The organism is Citrobacter sp. FDAARGOS_156 (assembly GCF_001559235.2).
Classification (GTDB): Bacteria; Pseudomonadota; Gammaproteobacteria; order Enterobacterales; family Enterobacteriaceae; genus Citrobacter; species Citrobacter youngae.
Map to the genome: position 1 here is coordinate 3,994,929 of NZ_CP014030.2, position 22,162 is coordinate 4,017,090.

The following is a 22,162-nucleotide window of genomic DNA, read 5'->3' on the forward strand; positions in this document are numbered from 1 at the left end:
TGGTTGCCGGATGCGGCATAACTGCCTTATCCGGCCAGCAAATGTTATTGATTAAACAGCGCCGACAATCCGCTTCGGCGTTCGGTTCGGGTGGCAATGGCGCTACTCAATATCCGTTCATCGGCATACAGTGACAAACGACGGCGTGCGCGGGTGACGGCGGTATAGACCAGCTCACGGGTCACCACGGGTGAGTGCTGGTTGGGTAAAATTAACGCCGCGTGGTCAAACTCAGATCCCTGCGATTTGTGCACCGTCATTGCCCAAGTGGTTTCATGTTCAGGCAAACGGCTGGGCTGGACCGATTTGATAGAACCGTCCGGCAGCGCAAACCACACTCTCAGGCCCTGCCCACGATCGAGGGCAATACCAATATCACCGTTAAATAATCCCAACGAACTGTCATTGCGCGCGATCATTACCGGCCTTCCCTCATACCAGCGGCTATGCGTCGAACGGTGAATTTTGCGCTTTTGCGCCATCACCTGCTCAATGCGTTCATTCAAGCCACCCACGCCAAACGGGCCTTCCCGCAGGGCGCACAATAGCTGATACTCATTGAAGGCCTGAATGACAGCATCCGGCTCGGCACGATCGCGCAGTAAATCGAGATAGTTCCCATAACCCGCCAGCGCTTCTTCCAGCATCGCGGCGTAATCCTCGCTGCTGTGCAGAGCGCGTTTTTCGATGTCGCTAAATCCCTGCTGGAAGACCGTTTTTATCGCGGCTTTATCACCACGATTAATCGCCGCAGCCAACTGGCCGATTCCGGAATCGCTACCGAAACGGTAGCTCTTTTGCAGCAGGCACAAACTGTCGCGCAGAGCAGCCGCCTGAGTTCCCGAACCTGCCGGAATAGCGCTTTCGGTCAGGCGACTAAGCTGGCGGGCACGTTCCGGGGTAAAGCCATCACCGACGAAAGCACAGATATCCCCCAGCACCGCCCCCGCTTCAACGGAAGCGAGCTGGTCGCGATCGCCAAGAAAAATCACCCGCCCATGTGGCGGTAGCGCATCGATAAGGCGCGACATCATCGGCAAATCGATCATCGAAGCTTCATCCACCACCAGCACGTCCAGATGCAGCGGGTTTCCTGCATGATGCCGCAGGCGTTGGCTTCCAGGTTGAGCGCCCAATAATCGGTGCAATGTACTGGCATCATCGGGAATGCGCTTCTTTTGCTCATCGGTCAGCGGCAGTTCTCGCAGCGCCGCGCCCAGCGAGGCGGTCAGACGGGCTGCCGCTTTTCCCGTTGGCGCCGCCAGACGAATACGACAGCGTTCACCGTCCGCCATCTGAATCAACGCCGCCAGAAGCCTCGCCACCGTTGTCGTTTTTCCGGTCCCCGGCCCGCCGGAGATCACCGATATACGGCGGGTCAACGCCACAGCAGCCGCCACTTTTTGCCAGTTAACGCCTTCAACGGGTGGAAACAGCGCCGCCAGCGTGTGGGTCAGCCGTTGTTCATCCACCTCAATGGCGTGGTTAACTTCACCGAAAAAGCGCGCCACCGCGCGTTCGTTATGCCACATGCGGTTCAGATACAAGCGATCGCCGTACAGCACCAGCGGCGTGGGCTGCTCGCCACGGCTTACCGCAGCGGAGGCCAGCAGGCATTCCGACCAATCTTCCGGTTCACCGGCCTCGTACAGCCCGGCGCTCAACAGCGGATGGGCATCTTCGCGTAAAGACAACCGGGAAAGCGGTAAGCAAACGTGCCCCTCGCCCGCCTCACGGCTAAGCAGAGCCGCCGCCAGCGTAACGGCAGGGTTGTCGTTTCCGGCAACCGCCAGCGCAAACTGAGCATCCAGAGGACGGAGCTGTTTTTGCTCTACGGCCTCCAGCAATCGTTTCTGGATTGTCATTGCATCTCCTCCAGAGCCGCACCGGCAAACAACTCGTCCATCAACGCGATCAATTCCCCATCGGGTCGGGTAGCGTAAATTCCCTGCTGCGGATTTTCACGGTCAACGCCACGCAGGAAGAGATAAATAACGCCGCCAAAATGGCGTTCATAATCGTAATCAGCAATGCGATGGCGCAGATAACGGTGCAGCGCCAGGGTATACAACTGATACTGCAGATCGTAACGGTGCGCCTGCATGGCTGAGGCCATTGCCTGCTGGGTATACGCAGAACTGTCTTCGCCCAGCCAGTTTGACTTGTAGTCGAGCAGGTAATAACGCCCCTGGTGGCGGAACACCAGGTCAATAAACCCTTTCAGCATGCCGCGTACCTGCATAAAGTCCAGCGGCGGGCAGCCAGCCGAAAGCGGATCGTATTGGCGGATCAACGCATCAAGTTGGCTGGCCATCAGCGGCTGCGAAATCGGCAGATAAAACTCCATCTCCACCTGTTTTTCACGCGCGGAAAGCTGACTCAAACTCACGCCGGTCTCGTTGAGAGGCGCCAGCAAAATGGCGTCCAACCATGCGGTCAAAACCGGCGTCCAGTGTGCATCATAACCGCCCAACGCCAGTTTTTCTTCGACCCAATGCGGCTCTACCGGTTGGGTGAAGTCGAGATCTTCAAACAGGCTATGCAAAAATGTACCCGGCGAAGCGCCGCGCGGAAACTGATGCGGCGTGAGTCCTGACTCTTCAATAACCTCACCGACGCCTGCGGCATCGATATCCAGTCGCGGGATCAGATCCTGCGCAATACCATGCCCACGCTGTTGCAGACCGGAATAGCTGGTCACGCGCCAGCTGTCACCAGGTGTACGCTGCAGTATTTTTGCATTCAACGTAGAACTGGCGGGCTGTGCAACCTGCCAGCGCTCACCGTCCGGTTTATTCGGCGTCAGGCAGGCGATATCCTCACCGCACAGCGCCTCAATAGCGCCACGCAGACCCGCGGCATCCATCGGCTCGCCTTTTTGCAGCAGGCGGCCAAGGGCACTCTGATGCACATCGGTATCCCCTTTCTTATCGCCCCGACGGCGTACCAACGGCGCCACGCCAAGGCTGCAGTGCCATACCGAACGGGTGAGCGCAACATAGAGCAAGCGCAAGTCTTCTGCCAGACGTTCCGCTTCGGCCAGCTCAACGCTCTCCGCGGCATCGCTGAGATCCAGCACCGCTTCAAAGGAGCTGCGATCGTGGTAGAAAGCCTGATCCTGGACGCGGAAATTGGTGATAAACGGCAACCAGACCAGCGGATATTCCAGCCCTTTCGATTTATGGATGGTGACGATTTTAACCAAATGCTTGTCGCTTTCGAGCCTGAGCTGCTGACTGGACGCATTGCTGTCGGGTTCAAGAATATGCTGAGATAGCCAGCGCACCAGCGCATGCTCGCTTTCCAGTTGCGATCCGGCTTCCTGGAGCAGTTCGCTGATATGTAAAATATCGGTCAGGCGGCGTTCGCCCCCCGCCGTCGCCAGCAGGTTTTCCGCAATATGGCGAGCGGACATCAGCGCGCGCAGCATGGGCATCACGCCGCGTTTATGCCAGATCTGACGATAGCCATCGAACTCCTCGACTACCGCATCCCAGGCATTTTCGTCGTTATTTAACGCTTCGAGATCCTGCGCATTCAGCCCCATCATTGAGGTTGCCAGCGCGCTACGCAGCGTGTTCTCACGCTCCGGCGTCATCACCGCTTGCAGCACCCACAGCAGTTCCTGCGCTTCCAGCGTTTCAAACACGCTGTCACGGTTGGAGAGATAAACAGAGGGAATGGCCAGTTGCGTCAGCGCATCGCGGACCAGCGCCGCCTCCTGGCGGCTACGAACCAGTACGCTGATGTCCGAGGCGCGTACCGGCCTGGACGTTTTACCGCTGACCAGTTGTGCAGCGCCAGAATACCCGGCCTTAAGCCAGTCGCGAATTTGCGTGGCGCACACCTGCGCCATGTAGTTCTGATAGTCGCCTACGCCACAGCTTTCCCCTTCCATCAGCCACATACTCATGGCTGGCTGCGTTTCACCGTGTAAAACAAACTGAAGCGACTGGTTTTTCTCTGCGGATTTTACCGGGCTGAAGGGGATGTCGCGGAACATAAAGGCGTCGTTCATCTGGCTGAAAATCGTATTCACGCTATTGACCATGCCAGGAGCCGAACGCCAGTTAGTATCGAGCGTATAGTGCGCGCTGACTTCGCTGCGCGCCTTCATGTAGGTAAAGATATCCGCGCCGCGAAAGGCGTAAATTGCCTGTTTCGGATCGCCAATCAGCAGCAGCGCGGTGTCCGGTTGATGCTGCCAGATACGGCGGAAAATACGGTATTGCTGCGGGTCGGTATCCTGGAACTCATCAATCATCGCGACCGGAAAACGGGTACGAATCGCCGTCGCCAGCGCATCGCCGCTTTCACTGCGCAACGCTGCATCCAGACGGCTGAGCATATCGTCAAAACCCAGCTCGCCGCGGCGGCGTTTCTCCTCGGCAACCGCCGTGCGGATCTCCGCCAGCGCCCGGGTGATCACCAGATCGCGGATTGTCAGCGGTTGGCCAAGCAGTTGATCAATAGCGACGAAAAGCGGGTGCTGAGGCGTTACGCCGCCCGCTTTGGTTCGCTCTTCTAAAAAGCGCTGGGAGAATTTCTCCAGCGCATCAGGCAACTGATAGCTTTGGGTTTCTTCCTGCGCCCATGCGCTGATCTTTTCGATCCACTTACCCTGGTTACCACGATTAAATTTACGCCGGTCGATCCCGGATGCTTCCAGCAGGCCATCCAGCTCATCAACGGCATCGCACCATTGCTGCTTAATTTGATTAATGCGCGCGAGGATTTGTTCGTGCCGGGTTGCCAGCGTTTCGTCATCGGGCGGTGGAGCCTTGATAACCGGTGCTTCCCCTTGCAGATAGCGATCGATATCTCTCAGCAGCGCCTGCGGTCCTTTCCACGTTTCAAAAATCACCTGCGCAATGTCACGGGGCAGCGGATAGCAGTGTCGACGCCAGAAGTCCGCACAGGCCTGATAGCGCAGCAGCGATTCATCTTCGATTAGTTGTTGCTCAAACAGCATGCCTGACTCAAAAGCGTTGAGGCTGAGCATACGCTGGCAAAAGCCGTGAATGGTAAACACCGCCGCTTCATCCATCTGTCTTTCTGCCAATAGCAGCCACTGGGCGGCCTGTTTTTTATCGGCGATTTCATCTAACAGACGGACGTATAGCGGGTTATCGGTGGTTTCACGCAGGCAGGCAATACGCAGTTCATGGATGTTGCTACGAATTCGACCGCGCAGCTCTTCAGTAGCCGCCTCGGTGAAGGTGACCACTAACAGTTCTTCGACGGTCAGCGGACGGGGAAAGGCGGCAGAGCCGCCCAGTCCAAGCAGTAAACGTAAATACAGGGCGGCGATGGTAAAGGTTTTACCGGTGCCCGCAGAGGCTTCAATCAGGCGCTCGCCCGTCAGGGGCAAGCGGAGTGGATCAAGGGACTCAGCGGCATCATTCATTCTTATCACTCATCAGGGGTAAGGTTTGCTGCAACGCGCTGACGGTCTGCCACACTTTCCAGCCTTCCGGGTGCACATATTCTGCTTTCCCGTTCTGACTGCCGGAAACCTGTGACAGTATCGCCATGCCTTGCGGCTCAACCACCGCCTGATGGAAGAAGTCGGCAAGCTTTTGCGGCGTCAGCAGTTTAATCTGAGCCACTATTTTATCACGTGAATCGAAGCGCATATTGCCGCGATCAAAATCTTTGCTTAACTGCGAGGCTTCTGCCCCCAGCGTTTGCGGGGCCTGGAGCATTTGCGCAATAATCGCCTGCTGAATTTGTGCGAACTCATCAGCTTTCATCGCCCGCAGCTTCGCTTCCGCCGTGGGGAAAAATGCCTTATAGCGTTCCCAGAGATAGGACGGTTGCTTGTCGCTGCTTTGCAACAGGAAGCCCATTCCCCACTGGCGGCCAACGCTCATTGGGAAAGCAAAGACGGCATAACCTAATTGCTCTTCAGTACGCAGTTGATTGTAGAACCACGGTTGAACAATCTGCCCTAACATGGCGCTATAGGCTGAACTGGTGTACTCATCGTATCCAGTTGGCACAAATACCGCCGCCAGCGCGGAATCCGTACTACTGCCCGCTTTTTCAAAGATGACAGACTGCTTCTTGTCTACCACAACATCTTTGTTTCGGCACCACTGTGAGCCGTTCGCACCAAGCTGCTTCTGGATATCCCGCGCCATGGTTTTCGCCTGAGTTTCACTCATATTACCGACCACCAGGAATTCGGGACGCGCCCCGGTTTTCAAGGCGTCGCGATAGGCCATTACCTCTTTCAGGGTGATGGAAGGCAGTAGCTTACGGCGCTCATCGCGTGAGAAGTACGGTACCTGAGACAGCATCTGAACCGGCATGATCGCCTGATCGTAGGCTTTGCCTTTCTCCGCCGAGTCCATCATCTGGGCGTACCAGGATTTCGCCTGTTCCAGCTGTTCATCTGTTGAGGTGTAACTGAAATAACCGCTCAGCAGCGCCTGGAAAAGCTGCGGCAAACGCTGAGTATAGCCGTTGGCGTTAAGCATCAGGCCGTTATTAGCGTTTGTAGAAAAACCAATACCTCCCACTGCGGCCTGGTTACTTAACTGGTCGAGTGCAATACCCGCCAGATAATCGTTCAGGGCGAATAAGACCTGATTGCGGGCGCTGTCCATCGCTTTCGGGTTACGCAGTATCACGCTGACATCAACCTTTGGCTCGCTGGCAAAATATTGGCTCGGCGCATACACCACGCGTAAATCCGGCTCATCAACGATCAGTTCCGGGTGAGCGTATTTTTTATCCGCCTTAATCAGCGTGAAATCATCAGGAATGTAGGGGTTCAACTCCGGTAATGACAACGCAATGCCCTGCGCTTTTTGCTGCCAGTCGGCAAAGGTTTTGTCGCTGATTTTATCTACCTGATAAGGCGCATCGACAAAGTAAGCAGTTTTATTATGCGGCTCTTTCGCACTGATATACCAGATACGCGCATTCTGCGGCGTCATCATTGCCAGACGTTGCTCAACGGCTTTGGCATCGTACTGGTCGGCAATATTCACCGCATCCAGAGTATGCTCGACGGGAACGCGGATCATGGTATCCGCCAGCCATTCAACGTAGTCCATATCACGGGTGATAGAGGGATAACGAAAATCGAGATCCAGCACGTGCGCCAGTTCGTCAAAATAGCGTTTATTGATACCTTTTTCACGTAACAGGTTGAGATAGCTAAAGATTGCAGCAACAACTTCATCGCGATTCGCCAGCCCTTTGTCGGTTAACGTCGCGGAAATGGCTAACACGCCGCTATTCCCATTGACCACCGGATCGGAGTCCGCACGAATACCTTCAACCAGCCCCTGCTTTTGCAACCAGTCAGACAATGTGCCCGGACTACGATTGCCAATCAGGTAGGTCACCAGCTCATCGGTTTTACTGCGGAACTGCGCGCTATTGTTATCAATACGAAACTCGACGCGCAGCACTTTACGCGGCATTGCCGGAACATAGTGGATGATGACGCCCTTTTGCGCGTCGGTGACAACCGGGACGGTTATTTCCGGTTTTTCGATATTTCTGTTTGGCACGCGTCCAAAGGTGTCAGCCGCTATCCGCGCCAGCTCTGGCAATGGTTTATTGCTATAAATCACCGCCTTCATCAGGTTCGCGGAGTAGTACTTTTCATGAAATTTGTGTAACGCCTGTACCACCGGATTACCCGGTTTATCGCTTAATGTTTCCAGATTTCCGCCGGAGAAGCGCGAACCAGGGTGCGCCGGGTTAATAGTCTCCGCACTCACCTGCGCCATACGCATCCCGTCTCGGGTACGCGCCAGCGTCAGCTCGGAGTTAACCGCGTTACGCTCGCGATCGGCATATTTTTTATCCAGTAACGGATCGGCAATAGCGTCTGCCAGGCGATCTACAGCCCCCACCAGCGCGTCGTTTTCAACCTCAAGATAGAAAGCCGTACGATAAGGCGCAGTGCTGGCATTATGGCTGCCGCCGTGCATTTTCAGGAATTCAGACAGGCTGTCCGGCTGCGGATATTTTTTCGACCCCATCAGACACATGTGTTCGAGATAATGCGCCAGCCCCTGATGATCGTCCGGATCTTCCAGCGAACCCACGGGGACCACCAGTGCAGAAAGGGATTTCACGGCCTGCGGATCGGATACCAGCAATACGACCATACCGTTATCAAGGCGCACGGCCTGATACTGACGGGTGTCTTTATCGCTTTTACGGATGGTTTCAGCTAAAGGCTGCCAACCGGTATCAGCCTGACTTACGGGAACCCAAAGGGCGACGAACAACAGTAATGCGCTAAACCAGGTGCTGCGGGGCATTCACAAACCTCATCATTAACGTATTCACCTGTTCACTGCAAACAACGCATTAAGCGTGTTCTGAACAGGGCAAGACTCTGTGCTGAACGCGTCAGCCTCTTCTCTTTGTAAGAATCAGTCCGTGACAGAAAGCGCATCATAGTGGAAGCCATCAAATTGCGCAATTTTTATACAATCATCACGACTGATTAAATCGAAAAATCGGTAACAGGTAACGCTGAGACTGTAAAACAATGGTCTCCAGCGTATCAGCATCCAGTTGACGCCACAGACGTTGATACCAGATGTCATCACCTTCACCGCGTACCATCATGTTGCCTTCATAGGCCTGCAGAAACTTACTGCGCGCTTTTTGCAACGTATCATCGTCATCTAACATGGCATCATTTACGGCGTCATAACAGGTTTTTATCCACGCCCCACCACTTTCCGGTAATACCAGTAGCGGCGATGACATGCCTTCCCGATATCCCTCAATAAGTTGCGACAGATACTGTAACGCCTGTTCGGCCTCCAGTGGAGGGAAACGCCACTCGCCGTCTTTGCGTAAGAACAACCGGCTTTCTCCCGTACCGCCACTCGCACAATAGACAAGATGTTCCAGCCAAAGTTGCACACCCTGCGCAATGCTGATCAAAGATGGGCGCCAGCGCAACAAACCGTCCTCTTGCACCTGCGGCAACCAACCGGTGATTTGCACGCCGTTACAGGTAAGATCGATTTCCATGCTCTGACAAGGCTGACGACAGGCGATAATGCGTTCAGCCAGCGTCTGCATCTCCTGACGCTGCGTATCCCACAGAATTTCACCAAATGGCCCATAGGGAAGCGCACCCGCCGCACGAAAACGGCGAAACAGTCGTTCAGCGTCGTTCTCTTCAACCAGGGTATTAAGCAACTGCTGATTAAGTTGATAGCGGCTGAGCCCTTCGAGGATAAAGGGTTCTGTTTCCGGGATTTCGCTCTCTTCAGAGCGGAAATTTACCCTCAGGCGCATCTGGAAAAACGCCCGCACCGGATGAGCCCAAAAGCGTTGCAGCGTTTCCAGCGTCAGGGTTTCAGGCATTGTAAAGGGGAGCGGCTGGACAAAATCCGTGTGCGCTTTGCCTGACAGACTTGCCGCTGGCAACCACTCTCGAGCATAACTTTGCTGCTCACCTGGCAGATAGTTTTGTGCATCAAAGGGCATACGGGTATGTAAACGGGTAATGTGCGCTTTTACTTTCGCTTCACTTTGATCGCTAGTGAGTAATTCATCGCCCGGCAAATAGTGGCTTTGCCCAATGTAATCCATAAGTTCCTGCACCAGCACCGACGGGAAGCGCTCACTGTTATCCTGGATTGAGCGGCCGATATAGCTGATATAGAGCGTTTGTTGCGCCGAAATCAGGGCTTCGAGGAACAGATAGCGGTCATCATCACGGCGGCTTCGGTCACCACGCCTCGGTTTTTGGCTCATCAGATCAAATCCCAGCGGCGCAAGCTGGCGCGGATAAACGCCATCGTTCATGCCCAACAGGCACACCACTTTGAAAGGGATAGAGCGCATCGGCATCAGCGTACAGATATTGACAGGCCCTGCCAGGAAACGCTGGCTAATGCGCTCCTGGTCAAGACGCTGCGCCAGTTCGTCACGTAACAGAGACAGCGGTATGGCCTCGCCATACTCGGCCCCCAAACCTTCAGTGATAATGGCCTGCCACTGCTGTTCAATCAGCGTCATCGCCGCTTCGGTGTCCGCGTCCGGCAGGAAGAAATCATTAAGCATGTCCCGGCAAACGGGTAACCACTCTTCCAGCGGGCGTTCCTGTGCTAACCCTCTGCGCCAGATGTTTAGCTGCATCAGCAACGAGGCCAAATGCCCGACTAACTCGGCAATCAAACCACTGGACTCATCATAGGGCAATACCGACTGCCACTCACCCTGTGCGCTTTCCATCGCATAGCCCAGCAGCATACGTGTTAAACCAAATTGCCAGGTATGCTGGCCAGTTGGAGGAAGCGCGAGTTCGCGCACGTTGTCGTCGTCAATGCCCCAGCGAATTCCAGATTCATTGACCCACAAACGAAGATAGCGCAACCCTTCTTCATTGATGTTGAAACGCGCAGCCAGCACGGGCACATCCAGTAATGCCAGGACATCCTCTGAGACAAAACGGCTGTCCGGTAGCGAAAGCAGGCTAATAAACGCCTGTAAGACGGGATGAGACTGACGCGCCCGGCGATCGGAAATAGCATACGGCAGGTAACGATCGGCCGGTGCACTGCCAAAGACAGCCTGAATAAATGGACTGTAGCTGTCGATATCCGCCACCATCACGATGATGTCGCGCGGCGTCAGTGTTGGGTCCGCTTCCAGCATTGCCAGCAACCGGTCGTGGAGTATTTCCACTTCGCGTTGTGGGCTATGACAGACATGAAACGTCACACTAGTATCATTCGGTTCAAGCAACCGTTTATTGTCGCTACGCGAATACTCCTCCAGGCTGACTCCTGCCACCGCATGGTTTTCGAGTTCCAGAATATCCGCTTGAATATTATGCAAAAGATTGTCAGGAGTAATATCGACAAACGCATCCAGCTCCTGGCTGTTTTCCAATTCCGAAAGCAAATATATGTAGTCACGTCCTAGTTTTCCCCATGAGGCCAACATCGGATTCCCCACATCCTGCTCACCATCGCTGTTAAACAGTCCTTCAGCATTCTGACTATCGCGAAACAGCGGTAAATGTCGTTCTTCAAAGCTATGCCTACGCTGACGCGCCAACAGTTTAGCCAGATAAGCGGGGTCTTTAATATCCCCCCAGTAGTAACGACAGGGATTGGTAAAAAGCAGATGAATATCAATATGCTTACCCAGCGCTTGTAATGCCTGCAGATACACGGGCGGTAGCGCGGAGATACCACAAATAAAGACGCGCGAGGGCAAGCCTTGTGGGCAGTCAGACGTATTCTCCAGGGTCTGAATAAACCGCTGATATAAATTGGCACGATGCCAGCCTGGCTGTCCCAGTTCAGCCGTGTATTCCACCAGTGCTTTCCACAATGGCGCTTGCCAGGCCTGAGCATCTCCTAGCCCTTCCACCTGCAGCCCCACCTCCCACTGCGTCAGCCATTCAGGACGGTAGACTAAATACTGGTCGAACAGATCCGCAGCGCGTGATGAAAGCTGAAACAGCTTACGTTTGTCTGTGTCGTCGGTGAGATAGTGGCGTAGCAGTGCGAAATCGTCGTTATCCAGCAATTGAGGTAGCAGCGTCATCAGCTTCCAGCTCATGCTCTGTTTGCTAAATGCGCTCTCTTTTGGGATATCCGGCAATACACGCACAAACATATCCCAGATAAAACTCGCTGGCAGCGGGAAATCAATGTTAGCGGCAATACCAAACTTCTGTGCCAGAGTCATTTGCAACCACTGCGCCATACCGGTGCTTTGAACCAGGATCATCTCGGGTTCAAAGGGGTCGTCCAGCCGCTCGCGCTCAACGATATATTCCATCAACGCTTCCAGCACATCCAGACGATTGGAGTGGTAGACCCTTAACATAGCAACTCCTGACTACTGACGATTTGGGCAGTGCAGTCGTGTCATCTGACCCTGCCTGCCCAGAGGGGAAGTAATTTTAACATTGATGCTGACACATCCCGCTATCGTTGTCTGCATTCGGTTAATTTGCCAGTTTAAAGGTGGTGAATACATATGCAACTGCGTTTGCTGCCAGGCGTGATGCCACAATTGTTGATACTGGCTTCTGACTAAAAAGCTCTTCATCAGCGCCCGCTGATATCCGGAAAGCGCGGTCACGATCATAATCATCAGCACCATTGCCAGCATCACTTCCGGCAGGCTAAAACCACGCTGTCTGTTCAGGGTATCAGACATAACGCCAGCACCTTTAACGGGCAGAAATCGCTCCAGCCATGCGCTGAGAATTCGATAGTACCCTCGATAATCATCCCCTGACGCCATAGCGATATACCTTCATATTGCGCAATAAGCAGCACAAGATCGTCGTCGAGCACACGCAGGCAGACTGTCGCACCCTGTGTGGAATAGCGTCGACACTGCGTTGCCATCTGCAAGCTCCAGGGCTGCATACGTGCCCATTCCATGGCGGATTGCACCACTGCCTGATGTTGTAGCGACTGGCTTTCCGTTGCCACCCGCGACGCAAAACTCGCCTCCTGTCGGCTCACGCCTTGCAGCAACAGACTGCCAAGTACCAGGAGTAAAAGCACCATTGCAAGCGATGAAACACCTCGCTCACGGTTCACAGGTTGAATCCTGTGACGTCATAGAATACCTCAATGACCTTTTGAGGTTCGGCGTTGCTTCTCCCGCGCAGGTGCAACGAAAGCACTGGCGCAAATCCTCTGATATTCAGGCGCTCCACCTGAAATACCTCAATCTGAATAGAATCCGGATCGGTCATTTTATCCCAACCTTTTCCCACGCAGGTTGTTGCGCCACGCAAGGTTTCCAGCACCTTATCTTGAACACGAAACCCAACGGCATCGGCCTCCTTTGTCGGAATATCGTCCCAAACACCGTTGCTATTGGCATCCCAGCGTACAATCACACAGTCTCCCGCGGCTGATATCATCAGCCCTTCTCCGATACAGTTTCCCCGACAATAGCCAGCCCGCTGGAGATGCTTCGCCACGGTATAGATCCGCTGCCAGAGCTCATCTTCAAGCACTAGCTGACGAGTGTTCTGCAAAATTTCTCGCTGCAGCGCAGGTAAAAATCGCGCAGCGCTGAGGAGTAAAATGCTGCTTATCACCATAGCGATAAGCACCTCAAGCAGTGAAAAGCCACGTTCACTTACCGACATTGATCCGCCTCACCGCGTTCGCAAAGCCTGATTCGTCCCCAACCAGACACCACCACACGCCATTCACCTGCAGCATTCTTCAGGTAGATATGCCCGGCCCATGCGGTATTACGTAGGCCAAAAAAAGCCAGTGACGGTGTTATCTCTGCCATCTCGACATCAGCCCAGAGTGGCGTAAAAATCAACGGTGAAACCGGCTGACACGAAGTTTGTGACGTCGCTGAGCTTGCCAGACACCATGTTCCTCCTTCGCGGAGCACGTTGATGACGTGATCACGATTACGCCAGTTAGCATCTTCGCGCAATTGCAGCAGGTAATCCCGCACCTGGCTGGCTGTTTGCCATAACCGCTGCTGTTGTTGCCAGCGCTGCCAACCGTACAACCCCGATGCGCCAAGCGCCGCGACAATCAGCATTGCAATCAGGGTTTCGAGAAGCGTGTAGCCTTGTTGTTTTTTCATGTCGCCAGTATGGCGTGAGAGAAATTAATAACGAGGGGGAAATTCAGCTTCTTCGGCAAGCTACGGAGAATATTTATCGCATTACATCACGTTGCAAAATTTCAGGAATCAACGCCGCAGAATAGAATGTAAGGCAAAAAAAACCGACGCATAAGGCGCCGGTTGTGACAGGATTAGCCTCGATCAGATAGCGACCGGTGCTTTAATGCCTGGGTGCGGATCGTAACCCTCAATTTCGAAGTCGTCGAAACGATAGTCGAAAATTGAATCAGGTTTACGCTTGATAACCAGCTTCGGCAGCGCACGTGGCTCACGGCTAAGCTGCAGATGTGTTTGATCCATATGGTTGCTGTACAGGTGCGTGTCACCGCCTGTCCAGACAAAATCACCGACTTCAAGATCGCACTGCTGCGCCATCATGTGAACCAGCAAGGCGTAGCTGGCGATGTTGAACGGCAGACCGAGGAACACATCGCATGAACGCTGATACAGTTGGCAAGAGAGTTTGCCATCCGCCACGTAGAACTGGAAGAACGCATGACACGGCGCCAACGCCATCTTATCCAGTTCGCCTACGTTCCACGCGGAAACGATAATACGACGGGAATCCGGGTCGTTTTTCAACTGGTTCAGCACCGTCGTGATCTGGTCGATATGGCGGCCATCCGGTGTTGGCCATGCACGCCACTGTTTACCGTACACCGGACCTAAATTACCGTTCTCATCAGCCCATTCATCCCAGATTGAGACGTTGTTTTCATGCAGGTAGGCAACGTTGGTGTCGCCCTGCAAAAACCACAACAGCTCATGGATGATCGAGCGTAAATGGCAGCGTTTAGTCGTAACCAGCGGGAACCCTTCCTGCAGATTAAAACGCATCTGATGACCAAAAATGGAAAGCGTTCCGGTTCCGGTGCGGTCGTTTTTCTGTGTGCCTTCATCCAGCACTTTTTGCATCAGTTCTAAATACTGTTTCATGGTTCCTCAGGAAACGTGTTGCTGCGGGCTGCGACGGTACGCCCAAACCATCATAATAATACCTGCGACAATCATCGGGATAGACAGGATCTGCCCCATGCTGATGTACTGGACCCATGTGCCGGTAAACTGCGCATCCGGCTGGCGGAAGAATTCGACGATAATACGAAACGCGCCATAGCCAATCAGGAACAGACCGGAAACCGAGCCCATCGGACGAGGTTTGCGAATAAACAGGTTAAGAATGATAAACAGCACAACCCCTTCCAGCGCCATCTCATAAAGCTGTGAGGCATGGCGAGGCAAAGAGCCGTATGTGTCAAAAATAGACTGCCACTGCGGATTGGTTTGCAGCAATAAAATATCTTCAGTGCGGGAGCCAGGGAACAGCATGGCGTACTTAAAGTTAGGGTCAACGCGTCCCCACAGTTCACCGTTGATAAAGTTACCCAGGCGGCCTGCGCCCAAACCAAACGGAATTAGTGGAGCAATAAAATCAGAGACCTGGAAGAATGTACGCTTGGTGCGTTTGGCGAAGATAATCATCACCAGAATCACCCCGATAAGCCCGCCATGGAAGGACATGCCCCCATCCCAGACGCGGAACAGATACAGCGGGTTATCAAGGAACAGCGGGAAGTTATAGAACAGCACGTAGCCAATACGCCCGCCGAGGAAGACCCCGAGGAAGCCTGCATAAAGTAAGTTTTCTACTTCGTTTTTGGTCCAGCCACTGCCCGGGCGATTAGCCCGGCGCGTCGCCAGCCACATCGCGAAAATAAACCCCACCAGATACATCATGCCGTACCAGTGAAGCGCGACGGGTCCAATTGAGAAAATGACCGGATCGAAATCCGGAAAATGCAGATAGCTACTGGTCATCTGTCACCACAAGTTCTTGTTATTTCGCTGAAGTCAGACAGCAATTGATAAGCGCGCCTGCATAATGCAGGCGCTCCAAAGGTGCGAATGATAGCACAAGGGGATCGCAGCGGATGCCGGGAAGATGTAAAAGATCTGTATAGGTAATCTTTACCCCCCGTATTGCCTGATGGTGCTACGCTTATCAGGCCTACAATCCTCCGCGAATCAATCCTCCCATGCCACGGCGCTCCATAAAGGCCGCTACCTGATGGCGTACCTCTGCCGCCATCTGCGCTTCCAGGCTGCGCTGCGCCAGCGTTTGCGCCTCATCAAAATCGATATGACGCAGCAGATATTTAACGCGAGCGACAGAACGACCGTTCATTGACAAATGGCGAAAACCCAGGCCTATCAGAATGGCTACACACATCGGGTCGCCCGCCATTTCACCGCATAAGCGCAAATCGATACCGCTTCTTTCGGCTTCCTGCACAATCATCGCCAGCGCGCGTAACATCCCCGGATGCAGACTGTCATAAATGCTGGCTACCCGTGTGTTGTTACGATCGACGGCCAGTATGTACTGGGTAAGATCGTTGGTTCCGACCGAGATAAAGTCAATCCGGTTTGTCAGATGCGGCAGCATGAACACCATCGACGGAACTTCCAGCATGATGCCAATGCGCGGTTTCGGGATCTCGTAGCCGATCATCTCTTCCACTTCGCGTCCGGCGCGTTCAATCAAACGTCGCGCTTCGTCCACTTCATCAATGCTGGTTACCATCGGTAGCAAAATGCTGAGGTTGCCGGTTGCCGCGTTGGCACGCAGCATGGCGCGAACCTGGATCAAAAAGATCTCTGGCTGATCGAGCGTTATGCGGATCCCTCGCCAGCCAAGGCACGGGTTCTCTTCACTGATGGGCATGTAGGGCAGTTGTTTATCGGCACCGACATCCAGCGTACGCAGAGTTACGGGCTTATCGTTAAACATCTGCAGCATACCCTGATACTGCGCAACCTGTTCTTCTTCCGAAGGAAAACCGCTTTGCAGCATGAACGGGATTTCGGTGCGATACAGGCCAATACCGTCGATCCTGCTACCCAGCTTTTCTTCATGTTCCGGGCTGAGACCCGCATTGAGCATCACCTTCACGCGCTCGCCGCTTTTCAACTGTGCTGGCTGGTTGACGTCGTCTTCCGCCAGGCGGCTCAGCTCAATTTCTTCACTGATAAGACGCTGGTATTCCTGAATCAATACCGGTTCCGGATCGACCAGCAGTTCACCGCGATAACCGTCCACCACCAGCGTGCGGCGATGCAGCACCGACGGCTGGATATCGGCCCCCATAACGGTAGGGATACCCAGCGCACGAACCATAATCGCCGCGTGAGAGTTGGCGGCACCATCCCTGACGACAACCCCTACCAACCGGTCCTGGGGAAGTTCCGCCAGCGTAGTGGCAGACAGCTCATCCGCCACCAGCACGAAACGTTCCGGCCAGGCATTCGGCCCCTGAACAGAGTCGTCAAGATGGAACAGCAGACGCTGCCCCAACGCGCGCAAATCCCCGGCGCGTTCTTTGAGATAGTTATCGCTTAGCGCGGCAAACTGTTCGGCAAACTTCTCGATGATCGTTTTAACCGCCCACTCGGCCACCGAGCCGTTATCCACTTCCGCGAACAACTCGCGGCGCAGACGGGTATCGGAGAGCAGGTGCGAATAGAGATCAAAAATTGCCGCCGTCTCTTTCTGTGCCCCGGCAGCAAAACGCTTACTGTAGCGGCGAAATTCATTTGCGGCTTCTTCCAGTGCGCCAGTCAGACGTTCACGCTCAAGCACTGGATCCAACGTTGAAGCCTGATACACCTGTTCCATCAGCGGTAACGTGGCATCCTGCCAGCCTTCAGCGATCGCCACGCCGGGGGCGGCAGGCAATGCGCGGATACGCGTTTGCCGGTATTGCCCAAATAGCGCGGTTAACTGCGACTGAGACAGAATAGCGGCCATTTGTGTGGCAAGCGTGACCAGAAAAGATTCTTCGCTTTCGTCGTACTGGCGCAACTCACGTTGCTGTACCACCAGGACGCCTAATAACTGGCGTCGCTGGATGATCGGTACGCCTAAGAACGCACGAAAGCGTTCTTCTTTCACCGAAGGAATATATTTAAAGCTGGGGTGTTTTTGCGCATCGGCAAGGTTGATAGGTTCCGCCAGCCTGCCAACCAGGCCAACGATCCCTTCATCAAACGCCAGTGCAACAGTGCGACCGCGTGGTTTTTTAAGTCCTCGGGTCGCCATCAGGTAATAACAGCGTCGGTCGTGATCGGCCAGGTAGACCGAGCAGACCTCTGTATCCATCGCAAGACAGATGTCAGTAACCAGAATATTCAACGCCTCATTGAGACGTGGGGCACTGGCCACCTTTTCGACTATTTCGCGCAGGCGGGTGAGCATAATTTGCGTAGCTTAACCTCTTTTACGTCTGTACGCAGGTGCGCTTTGCGGCTTAGGAGTGCTCTCCTGAAGCGCCATCACAACACTTGCGAATTCTTTCATCACCCTGCGATAGACATCGCGTTTAAATGACACCACCTGTCGAACCGGATACCAGTAACTCACCCAGCGCCAGCCGTCGAACTCAGGTGTACTGCTGGTTTGCATATTGATTTCAGCATCGCTACTGACCAACTGCAAAAGAAACCATTTTTGTTTCTGGCCGATACAAACCGGCTTTGTGTCCCAACGCACCAAACGTTTCGGTAACTTGTAACGCAACCAGTTACGAGTAGAAGCAAGGATCCGCACATCTTTACGACTCAGACCTACTTCTTCAAAGAGTTCCCGGTACATCGCCTGCTCTGCTGTCTCTCCTGCATTTATCCCGCCTTGCGGGAATTGCCAGGAGTGCTGACCAAATCGCCGGGCCCACATGACCTGCCCCTGGCGGTTACAAATTACTATCCCTACATTCGGGCGGTAGCCATCGTCATCAATCACCGGACTACCTCAACATAAACCTTATATACAAACGATTGTTTCACACTCCAGAGGGGCGGTAAACCACTCTGTTAAGGGCGCGATATTCTAATAACAATTGAATAACTCACAGCAAAGAGCCGAGTTATAAACAGAAGATATGCTACATAGGCGATTTTATTCACCTTTTCTGTGGATATAGTTGTGAAGAAGTACGGAATTACTATGGGAAAACCCGGAGCAGTCTGAATAAGACATCCGTCACACTCAAAAAATAGTCTTATATATTCATTAAGTTAAAAGCAACAACTGTAGCTAAACATGCAGAAATGTGATGCACGTCACGCATACGATCTTCGAGCTGATGAAAGATCGACCAGCGTTGGTTTTATCCACAGATTATGCCAATAAGTTAGGCACAATTTGTGTGAAAATTCGATTTTCGTCGCACGTCAAGGCTGTAAATTGAAACAGTAGTGGGGGTTTTTCACAGTTATCCCATCTTTCTGTGGATAACATGGTGTAAGATCCTGTTCATTGTCAGTGACCAGAATTGGAAAACCCGGTTTTCTGTTGCGCAACCCTTTACATCAAAATATAAAAACCACTATAAATCATGCAATTGGATAAAGCATGTGGAAAAAGATAAACTCTGTCCACACGGTATAAAATCATTGCTCATTTTTTAACCCAAGGGTAACCCTGATGCCAGAACTCCATCCATTGCTTTCTCCGCCTGAATCCGAAGCCCAGTTGCTGCACCAGGCACGGCAACTTTCGGGCTACACGCTGGGAGAACTGTCGGCGATGGCAGGACTCGTCGCGCCAAAGGATCTGAAGCGGGACAAAGGCTGGATTGGCGTGCTGCTGGAAATTTGGCTTGGGGCCAGTGCGGGCAGTAAACCGGAGCAGGATTTTGCCGCGCTGGGTGTGGAGTTAAAAACGATCCCTGTAGATAGCCTTGGCAGACCGCTGGAAACGACCTTTGTCTGCGTGGCACCGTTAACCGGTAATACCGGCGTGACCTGGGAAACCAGCCATGTTCGACACAAGCTTAAACGCGTGTTGTGGATACCCGTAGAAGGTGAACGCAGCATCCCTGTGGCTGAACGGCGCGTTGGCTCTCCGTTGCTGTGGAGTCCGAATGAAGAGGAAGATCGACAACTGCGTCTGGACTGGGAAGAGTTGATGGACATGATAGTGCTAGGCCACGTCGAACGCATCACCGCTCGCCATGGGGAAGTGCTGCAACTGCGTCCTAAAGCCGCTAACGCCCGGGCGCTGACCGAGGCCATTGGCGCCCATGGCGAACCGATCCTGACTCTGCCCCGCGGGTTTTACCTGAAAAAGAACTTCACTCGCGCATTGCTGGAACGGCATTTTCTATTCCAGGCTCAATAACACACCCTGACCTTTCGCCCGTCGCGTTACGCGCCTATAATTACCGCTTCTTTTTTTTGGCAGGACTTTGTTTGATGTTATTTGCATGGATAACCGATCCTAACGCCTGGCTGGCGCTCGGTACGCTGACGCTGCTGGAGATCGTTCTCGGGATCGACAATATTATTTTCCTTTCTCTGGTTGTAGCAAAACTCCCAACAGCACAACGTAATCATGCCCGACGAATCGGGCTGGCGGCAGCGATGGTGATGCGTCTGGCGCTGCTGGCATCCATCGCCTGGGTAACGCGGCTCACTAACCCGTTATTCGAACTGTTTGGCGAGGCGATTTCAGCGCGCGATCTGATCCTTCTGCTCGGCGGATTGTTCCTGATCTGGAAAGCGAGTAAAGAGATCCACGAATCCATTGAGGGCGAAGAGGAAGGGCTGAAAACCCGCGTCTCTTCTTTCCTGGGCGCGATTGTGCAGATCATGCTGTTGGATATTATCTTCAGTCTGGACTCAGTAATCACCGCAGTAGGCTTGTCCGATCATCTGTTTATTATGATGGCAGCCGTCGTGATTGCCGTGGGCGTAATGATGTTTGCAGCCCGCCCAATCGGTGAGTTTGTTGATCGTCACCCTTCGGTAAAAATGCTGGCACTCTCTTTCCTGATACTGGTTGGCTTCACGCTAATCCTGGAAAGCTTCGATGTCCATGTTCCGAAAGGATACATTTACTTCGCTATGTTCTTCTCTATCGCTGTAGAGACCCTGAACCTGTGGCGCAATAAAAAAAATCCACTCTGACTGACACTATCGCTCCCCCCATGGGGAGCGAATACTCCCCGCGCACCTTCCTTCTCTCACAGATTAAGATTTTACTGCTTTCGCCCTGCACAACTTCGCGTTATTACTAAACTAGTGTCAGACGCAGGCCATGTGAGGATAAGCAGATGAAAAAATGGGCAGTTTTAATTTCCGCCGTCGGGCTGGCTTTTGCCGTTTCCGGATGCAGCAGTGATTATGTGATGGCAACAAAAGATGGTCGAATGATCCTGACCGATGGTAAACCAGAAATTGACGATGATACCGGTCTGGTGAGTTACCACGATCAGCAAGGCAATGCGATGCAAATTAACCGCGACGAAGTCTCTCAAATCATTGAGCGTTGATGGTTAAGGTCAGCAACGCGCTGGCCTTAACAATTTTGCTTCCCTTTTTCCCTTCCCTCAGCCATTTTTATAATCCTTATGTCGTGATTATAAAAAGGAAACGGCTATGCAATATCACCGTATACCCCACAGCTCGCTGGAAGTCAGTACACTGGGGCTGGGCACAATGACGTTTGGTGAACAAAACAGCGAAGCCGACGCACATGCACAGCTCGACTATGCCGTTGCACAAGGCATAAATTTAATCGACGTTGCCGAGATGTATCCGGTACCGCCTCGTCCAGAAACCCAGGGACTCACCGAAACTTACGTGGGCAACTGGCTCGCCAAACACGGCAGCCGCGAAAAGCTAATCGTGGCGTCGAAGGTCAGTGGACCATCACGTAACAACGACAGCGGCATTCGACCGAATCAGGCGCTGGATCGTAAAAACATCCGTGAGGCACTGCACGACAGTCTGAAAAGACTGCAGACCGATTATCTCGATCTCTATCAGGTCCACTGGCCGCAGCGTCCGACCAACTGCTTTGGTAAGTTGGGCTATAGCTGGACGGACTCCGCGCCGGTCGTTTCCCTACTGGATACGCTGGACGCGCTGGCAGAGTTTCAGCGTGCAGGTAAGATTCGTTACATCGGTGTTTCCAACGAAACCGCGTTTGGCGTAATGCGTTACCTGCACCTGGCAGACAAACATGACCTGCCGCGTATCGCCACTATCCAGAACCCGTACAGCCTGCTAAACCGCAGCTTTGAAGTTGGACTGGCCGAAGTGAACCAGTATGAAGGCGTTGAGCTACTGGCCTACTCGTGCCTTGGTTTTGGCACCTTAACCGGTAAATACCTGAACGGTGCGAAACCTGCCGGCGCACGCAATACGCTGTTTAGCCGTTTTACGCGCTACAGCAGCGAACAAACGCAAAAAGCGGTAGCTGCCTATGTGGATATCGCCAAACGCCATAACCTCGATCCTGCGCAAATGGCGCTGGCATTCGTGCGTCGTCAGCCGTTTGTCGCCAGCACACTGCTGGGCGCCACGACGATGGAGCAGCTAAAAACCAACGTTGAAAGCCTGTATCTGGAATTGAGCGAGGAAGTGCTGGCAGAGATTGAAGCGGTGCATCAGGTGTATACCTATCCTGCACCTTAACAGTTAGCACCTGATGGCGCTGAGCTTATCAGGCCTACAGACAGCGTTCCCTGTAGGC

16 protein-coding genes are annotated in these 22,162 nt (G+C 53.4%); 4 read left to right on the top strand and 12 right to left on the bottom strand.

Annotated features, from left to right (window positions below; all coding sequences use genetic code 11):
* Positions 1 to 44: 44 nt before the first annotated feature.
* The 12 genes from recD to rppH form a co-directional block, all read right to left on the bottom strand.
* Entirely contained in the window at positions 45 to 1,865 is a 1,821-nt protein-coding gene (gene recD / locus AL515_RS19645) for an exodeoxyribonuclease V subunit alpha (RefSeq protein ID WP_048213101.1), read from the bottom strand.
* Positions 1,862 to 5,407, bottom strand: coding sequence for an exodeoxyribonuclease V subunit beta (gene recB, locus AL515_RS19650; RefSeq protein ID WP_048213102.1), 3,546 nt, complete (start codon positions 5,405 to 5,407; stop codon positions 1,862 to 1,864). The genes recD and recB overlap by 4 nt, the downstream gene beginning before the upstream one ends.
* Positions 5,400 to 8,288, bottom strand: a complete 2,889-nt coding sequence (gene ptrA / locus AL515_RS19655; protein WP_061068500.1) for a pitrilysin — start codon at positions 8,286 to 8,288, stop codon at positions 5,400 to 5,402. The genes recB and ptrA overlap by 8 nt, the downstream gene beginning before the upstream one ends.
* 178 nt (positions 8,289 to 8,466) lie before the next feature.
* Complete coding sequence (gene recC, locus AL515_RS19660; RefSeq protein WP_048213104.1) at positions 8,467 to 11,835, bottom strand: exodeoxyribonuclease V subunit gamma; 3,369 nt, start codon at positions 11,833 to 11,835, stop codon at positions 8,467 to 8,469.
* Positions 11,836 to 11,847: 12 nt separating this feature from the next.
* On the bottom strand, positions 11,848 to 12,171 hold the full coding sequence (locus AL515_RS19665) for a prepilin-type N-terminal cleavage/methylation domain-containing protein (RefSeq protein ID WP_048213105.1): 324 nt from the start codon (positions 12,169 to 12,171) through the stop codon (positions 11,848 to 11,850).
* The gene (locus AL515_RS19670; RefSeq protein ID WP_048213106.1) at positions 12,156 to 12,563 is read right to left on the bottom strand and encodes a DUF2509 family protein; all 408 of its coding nucleotides are present in this window, start codon (positions 12,561 to 12,563) and stop codon (positions 12,156 to 12,158) included. Before AL515_RS19670 ends, AL515_RS19665 begins: the two co-directional genes overlap by 16 nt.
* Positions 12,560 to 13,123 (bottom strand): prepilin peptidase-dependent protein, encoded by a 564-nt coding sequence (locus AL515_RS19675; protein ID WP_048213107.1) that lies wholly within the window; start codon positions 13,121 to 13,123, stop codon positions 12,560 to 12,562. Before AL515_RS19675 ends, AL515_RS19670 begins: the two co-directional genes overlap by 4 nt.
* Positions 13,114 to 13,584, bottom strand: coding sequence for a prepilin peptidase-dependent protein (locus tag AL515_RS19680; protein WP_048213108.1), 471 nt, complete (start codon positions 13,582 to 13,584; stop codon positions 13,114 to 13,116). Before AL515_RS19680 ends, AL515_RS19675 begins: the two co-directional genes overlap by 10 nt.
* 183 nt (positions 13,585 to 13,767) lie before the next feature.
* Positions 13,768 to 14,562, bottom strand: a complete 795-nt coding sequence (thyA, locus tag AL515_RS19685) for a thymidylate synthase (RefSeq protein WP_005123418.1) — start codon at positions 14,560 to 14,562, stop codon at positions 13,768 to 13,770.
* A 6-nt stretch (positions 14,563 to 14,568) separates the two neighbouring features.
* Positions 14,569 to 15,444 carry a prolipoprotein diacylglyceryl transferase gene (gene lgt, locus AL515_RS19690; protein WP_048213109.1) on the bottom strand — a complete coding sequence of 292 codons (876 nt, stop codon included), beginning with the start codon at positions 15,442 to 15,444 and terminating at the stop codon, positions 14,569 to 14,571.
* A 190-nt stretch (positions 15,445 to 15,634) separates the two neighbouring features.
* The gene (ptsP, locus tag AL515_RS19695; protein ID WP_048213110.1) at positions 15,635 to 17,881 is read right to left on the bottom strand and encodes a phosphoenolpyruvate--protein phosphotransferase; all 2,247 of its coding nucleotides are present in this window, start codon (positions 17,879 to 17,881) and stop codon (positions 15,635 to 15,637) included.
* A 12-nt stretch (positions 17,882 to 17,893) separates the two neighbouring features.
* Entirely contained in the window at positions 17,894 to 18,424 is a 531-nt protein-coding gene (rppH, locus tag AL515_RS19700; protein ID WP_003825602.1) for an RNA pyrophosphohydrolase, read from the bottom strand.
* Between the two features lie 684 nt (positions 18,425 to 19,108).
* Between rppH and mutH the strand changes: the two genes are divergently transcribed.
* The 4 genes from mutH to AL515_RS19725 all read left to right on the top strand — a co-directional run bounded on the left by mutH (position 19,109) and on the right by AL515_RS19725 (position 22,104).
* Positions 19,109 to 19,804 (top strand): DNA mismatch repair endonuclease MutH, encoded by a 696-nt coding sequence (gene mutH / locus AL515_RS19710; RefSeq protein WP_061068501.1) that lies wholly within the window; start codon positions 19,109 to 19,111, stop codon positions 19,802 to 19,804.
* 74 nt (positions 19,805 to 19,878) lie between these two features.
* A complete protein-coding gene (locus AL515_RS19715) occupies positions 19,879 to 20,592 on the top strand; it encodes a TerC family protein (protein WP_040232169.1) in 714 nt (237 codons plus the stop codon).
* Positions 20,593 to 20,738: 146 nt separating this feature from the next.
* Positions 20,739 to 20,957, top strand: coding sequence for a lipoprotein YgdR (gene ygdR / locus AL515_RS19720; protein ID WP_005123410.1), 219 nt, complete (start codon positions 20,739 to 20,741; stop codon positions 20,955 to 20,957).
* A 106-nt stretch (positions 20,958 to 21,063) separates the two neighbouring features.
* Positions 21,064 to 22,104: an NADP(H)-dependent aldo-keto reductase gene (locus AL515_RS19725; RefSeq protein ID WP_061068502.1), complete on the top strand. Its 1,041-nt coding sequence runs from the start codon at positions 21,064 to 21,066 to the stop codon at positions 22,102 to 22,104.
* Positions 22,105 to 22,162: the final 58 nt, after the last annotated feature.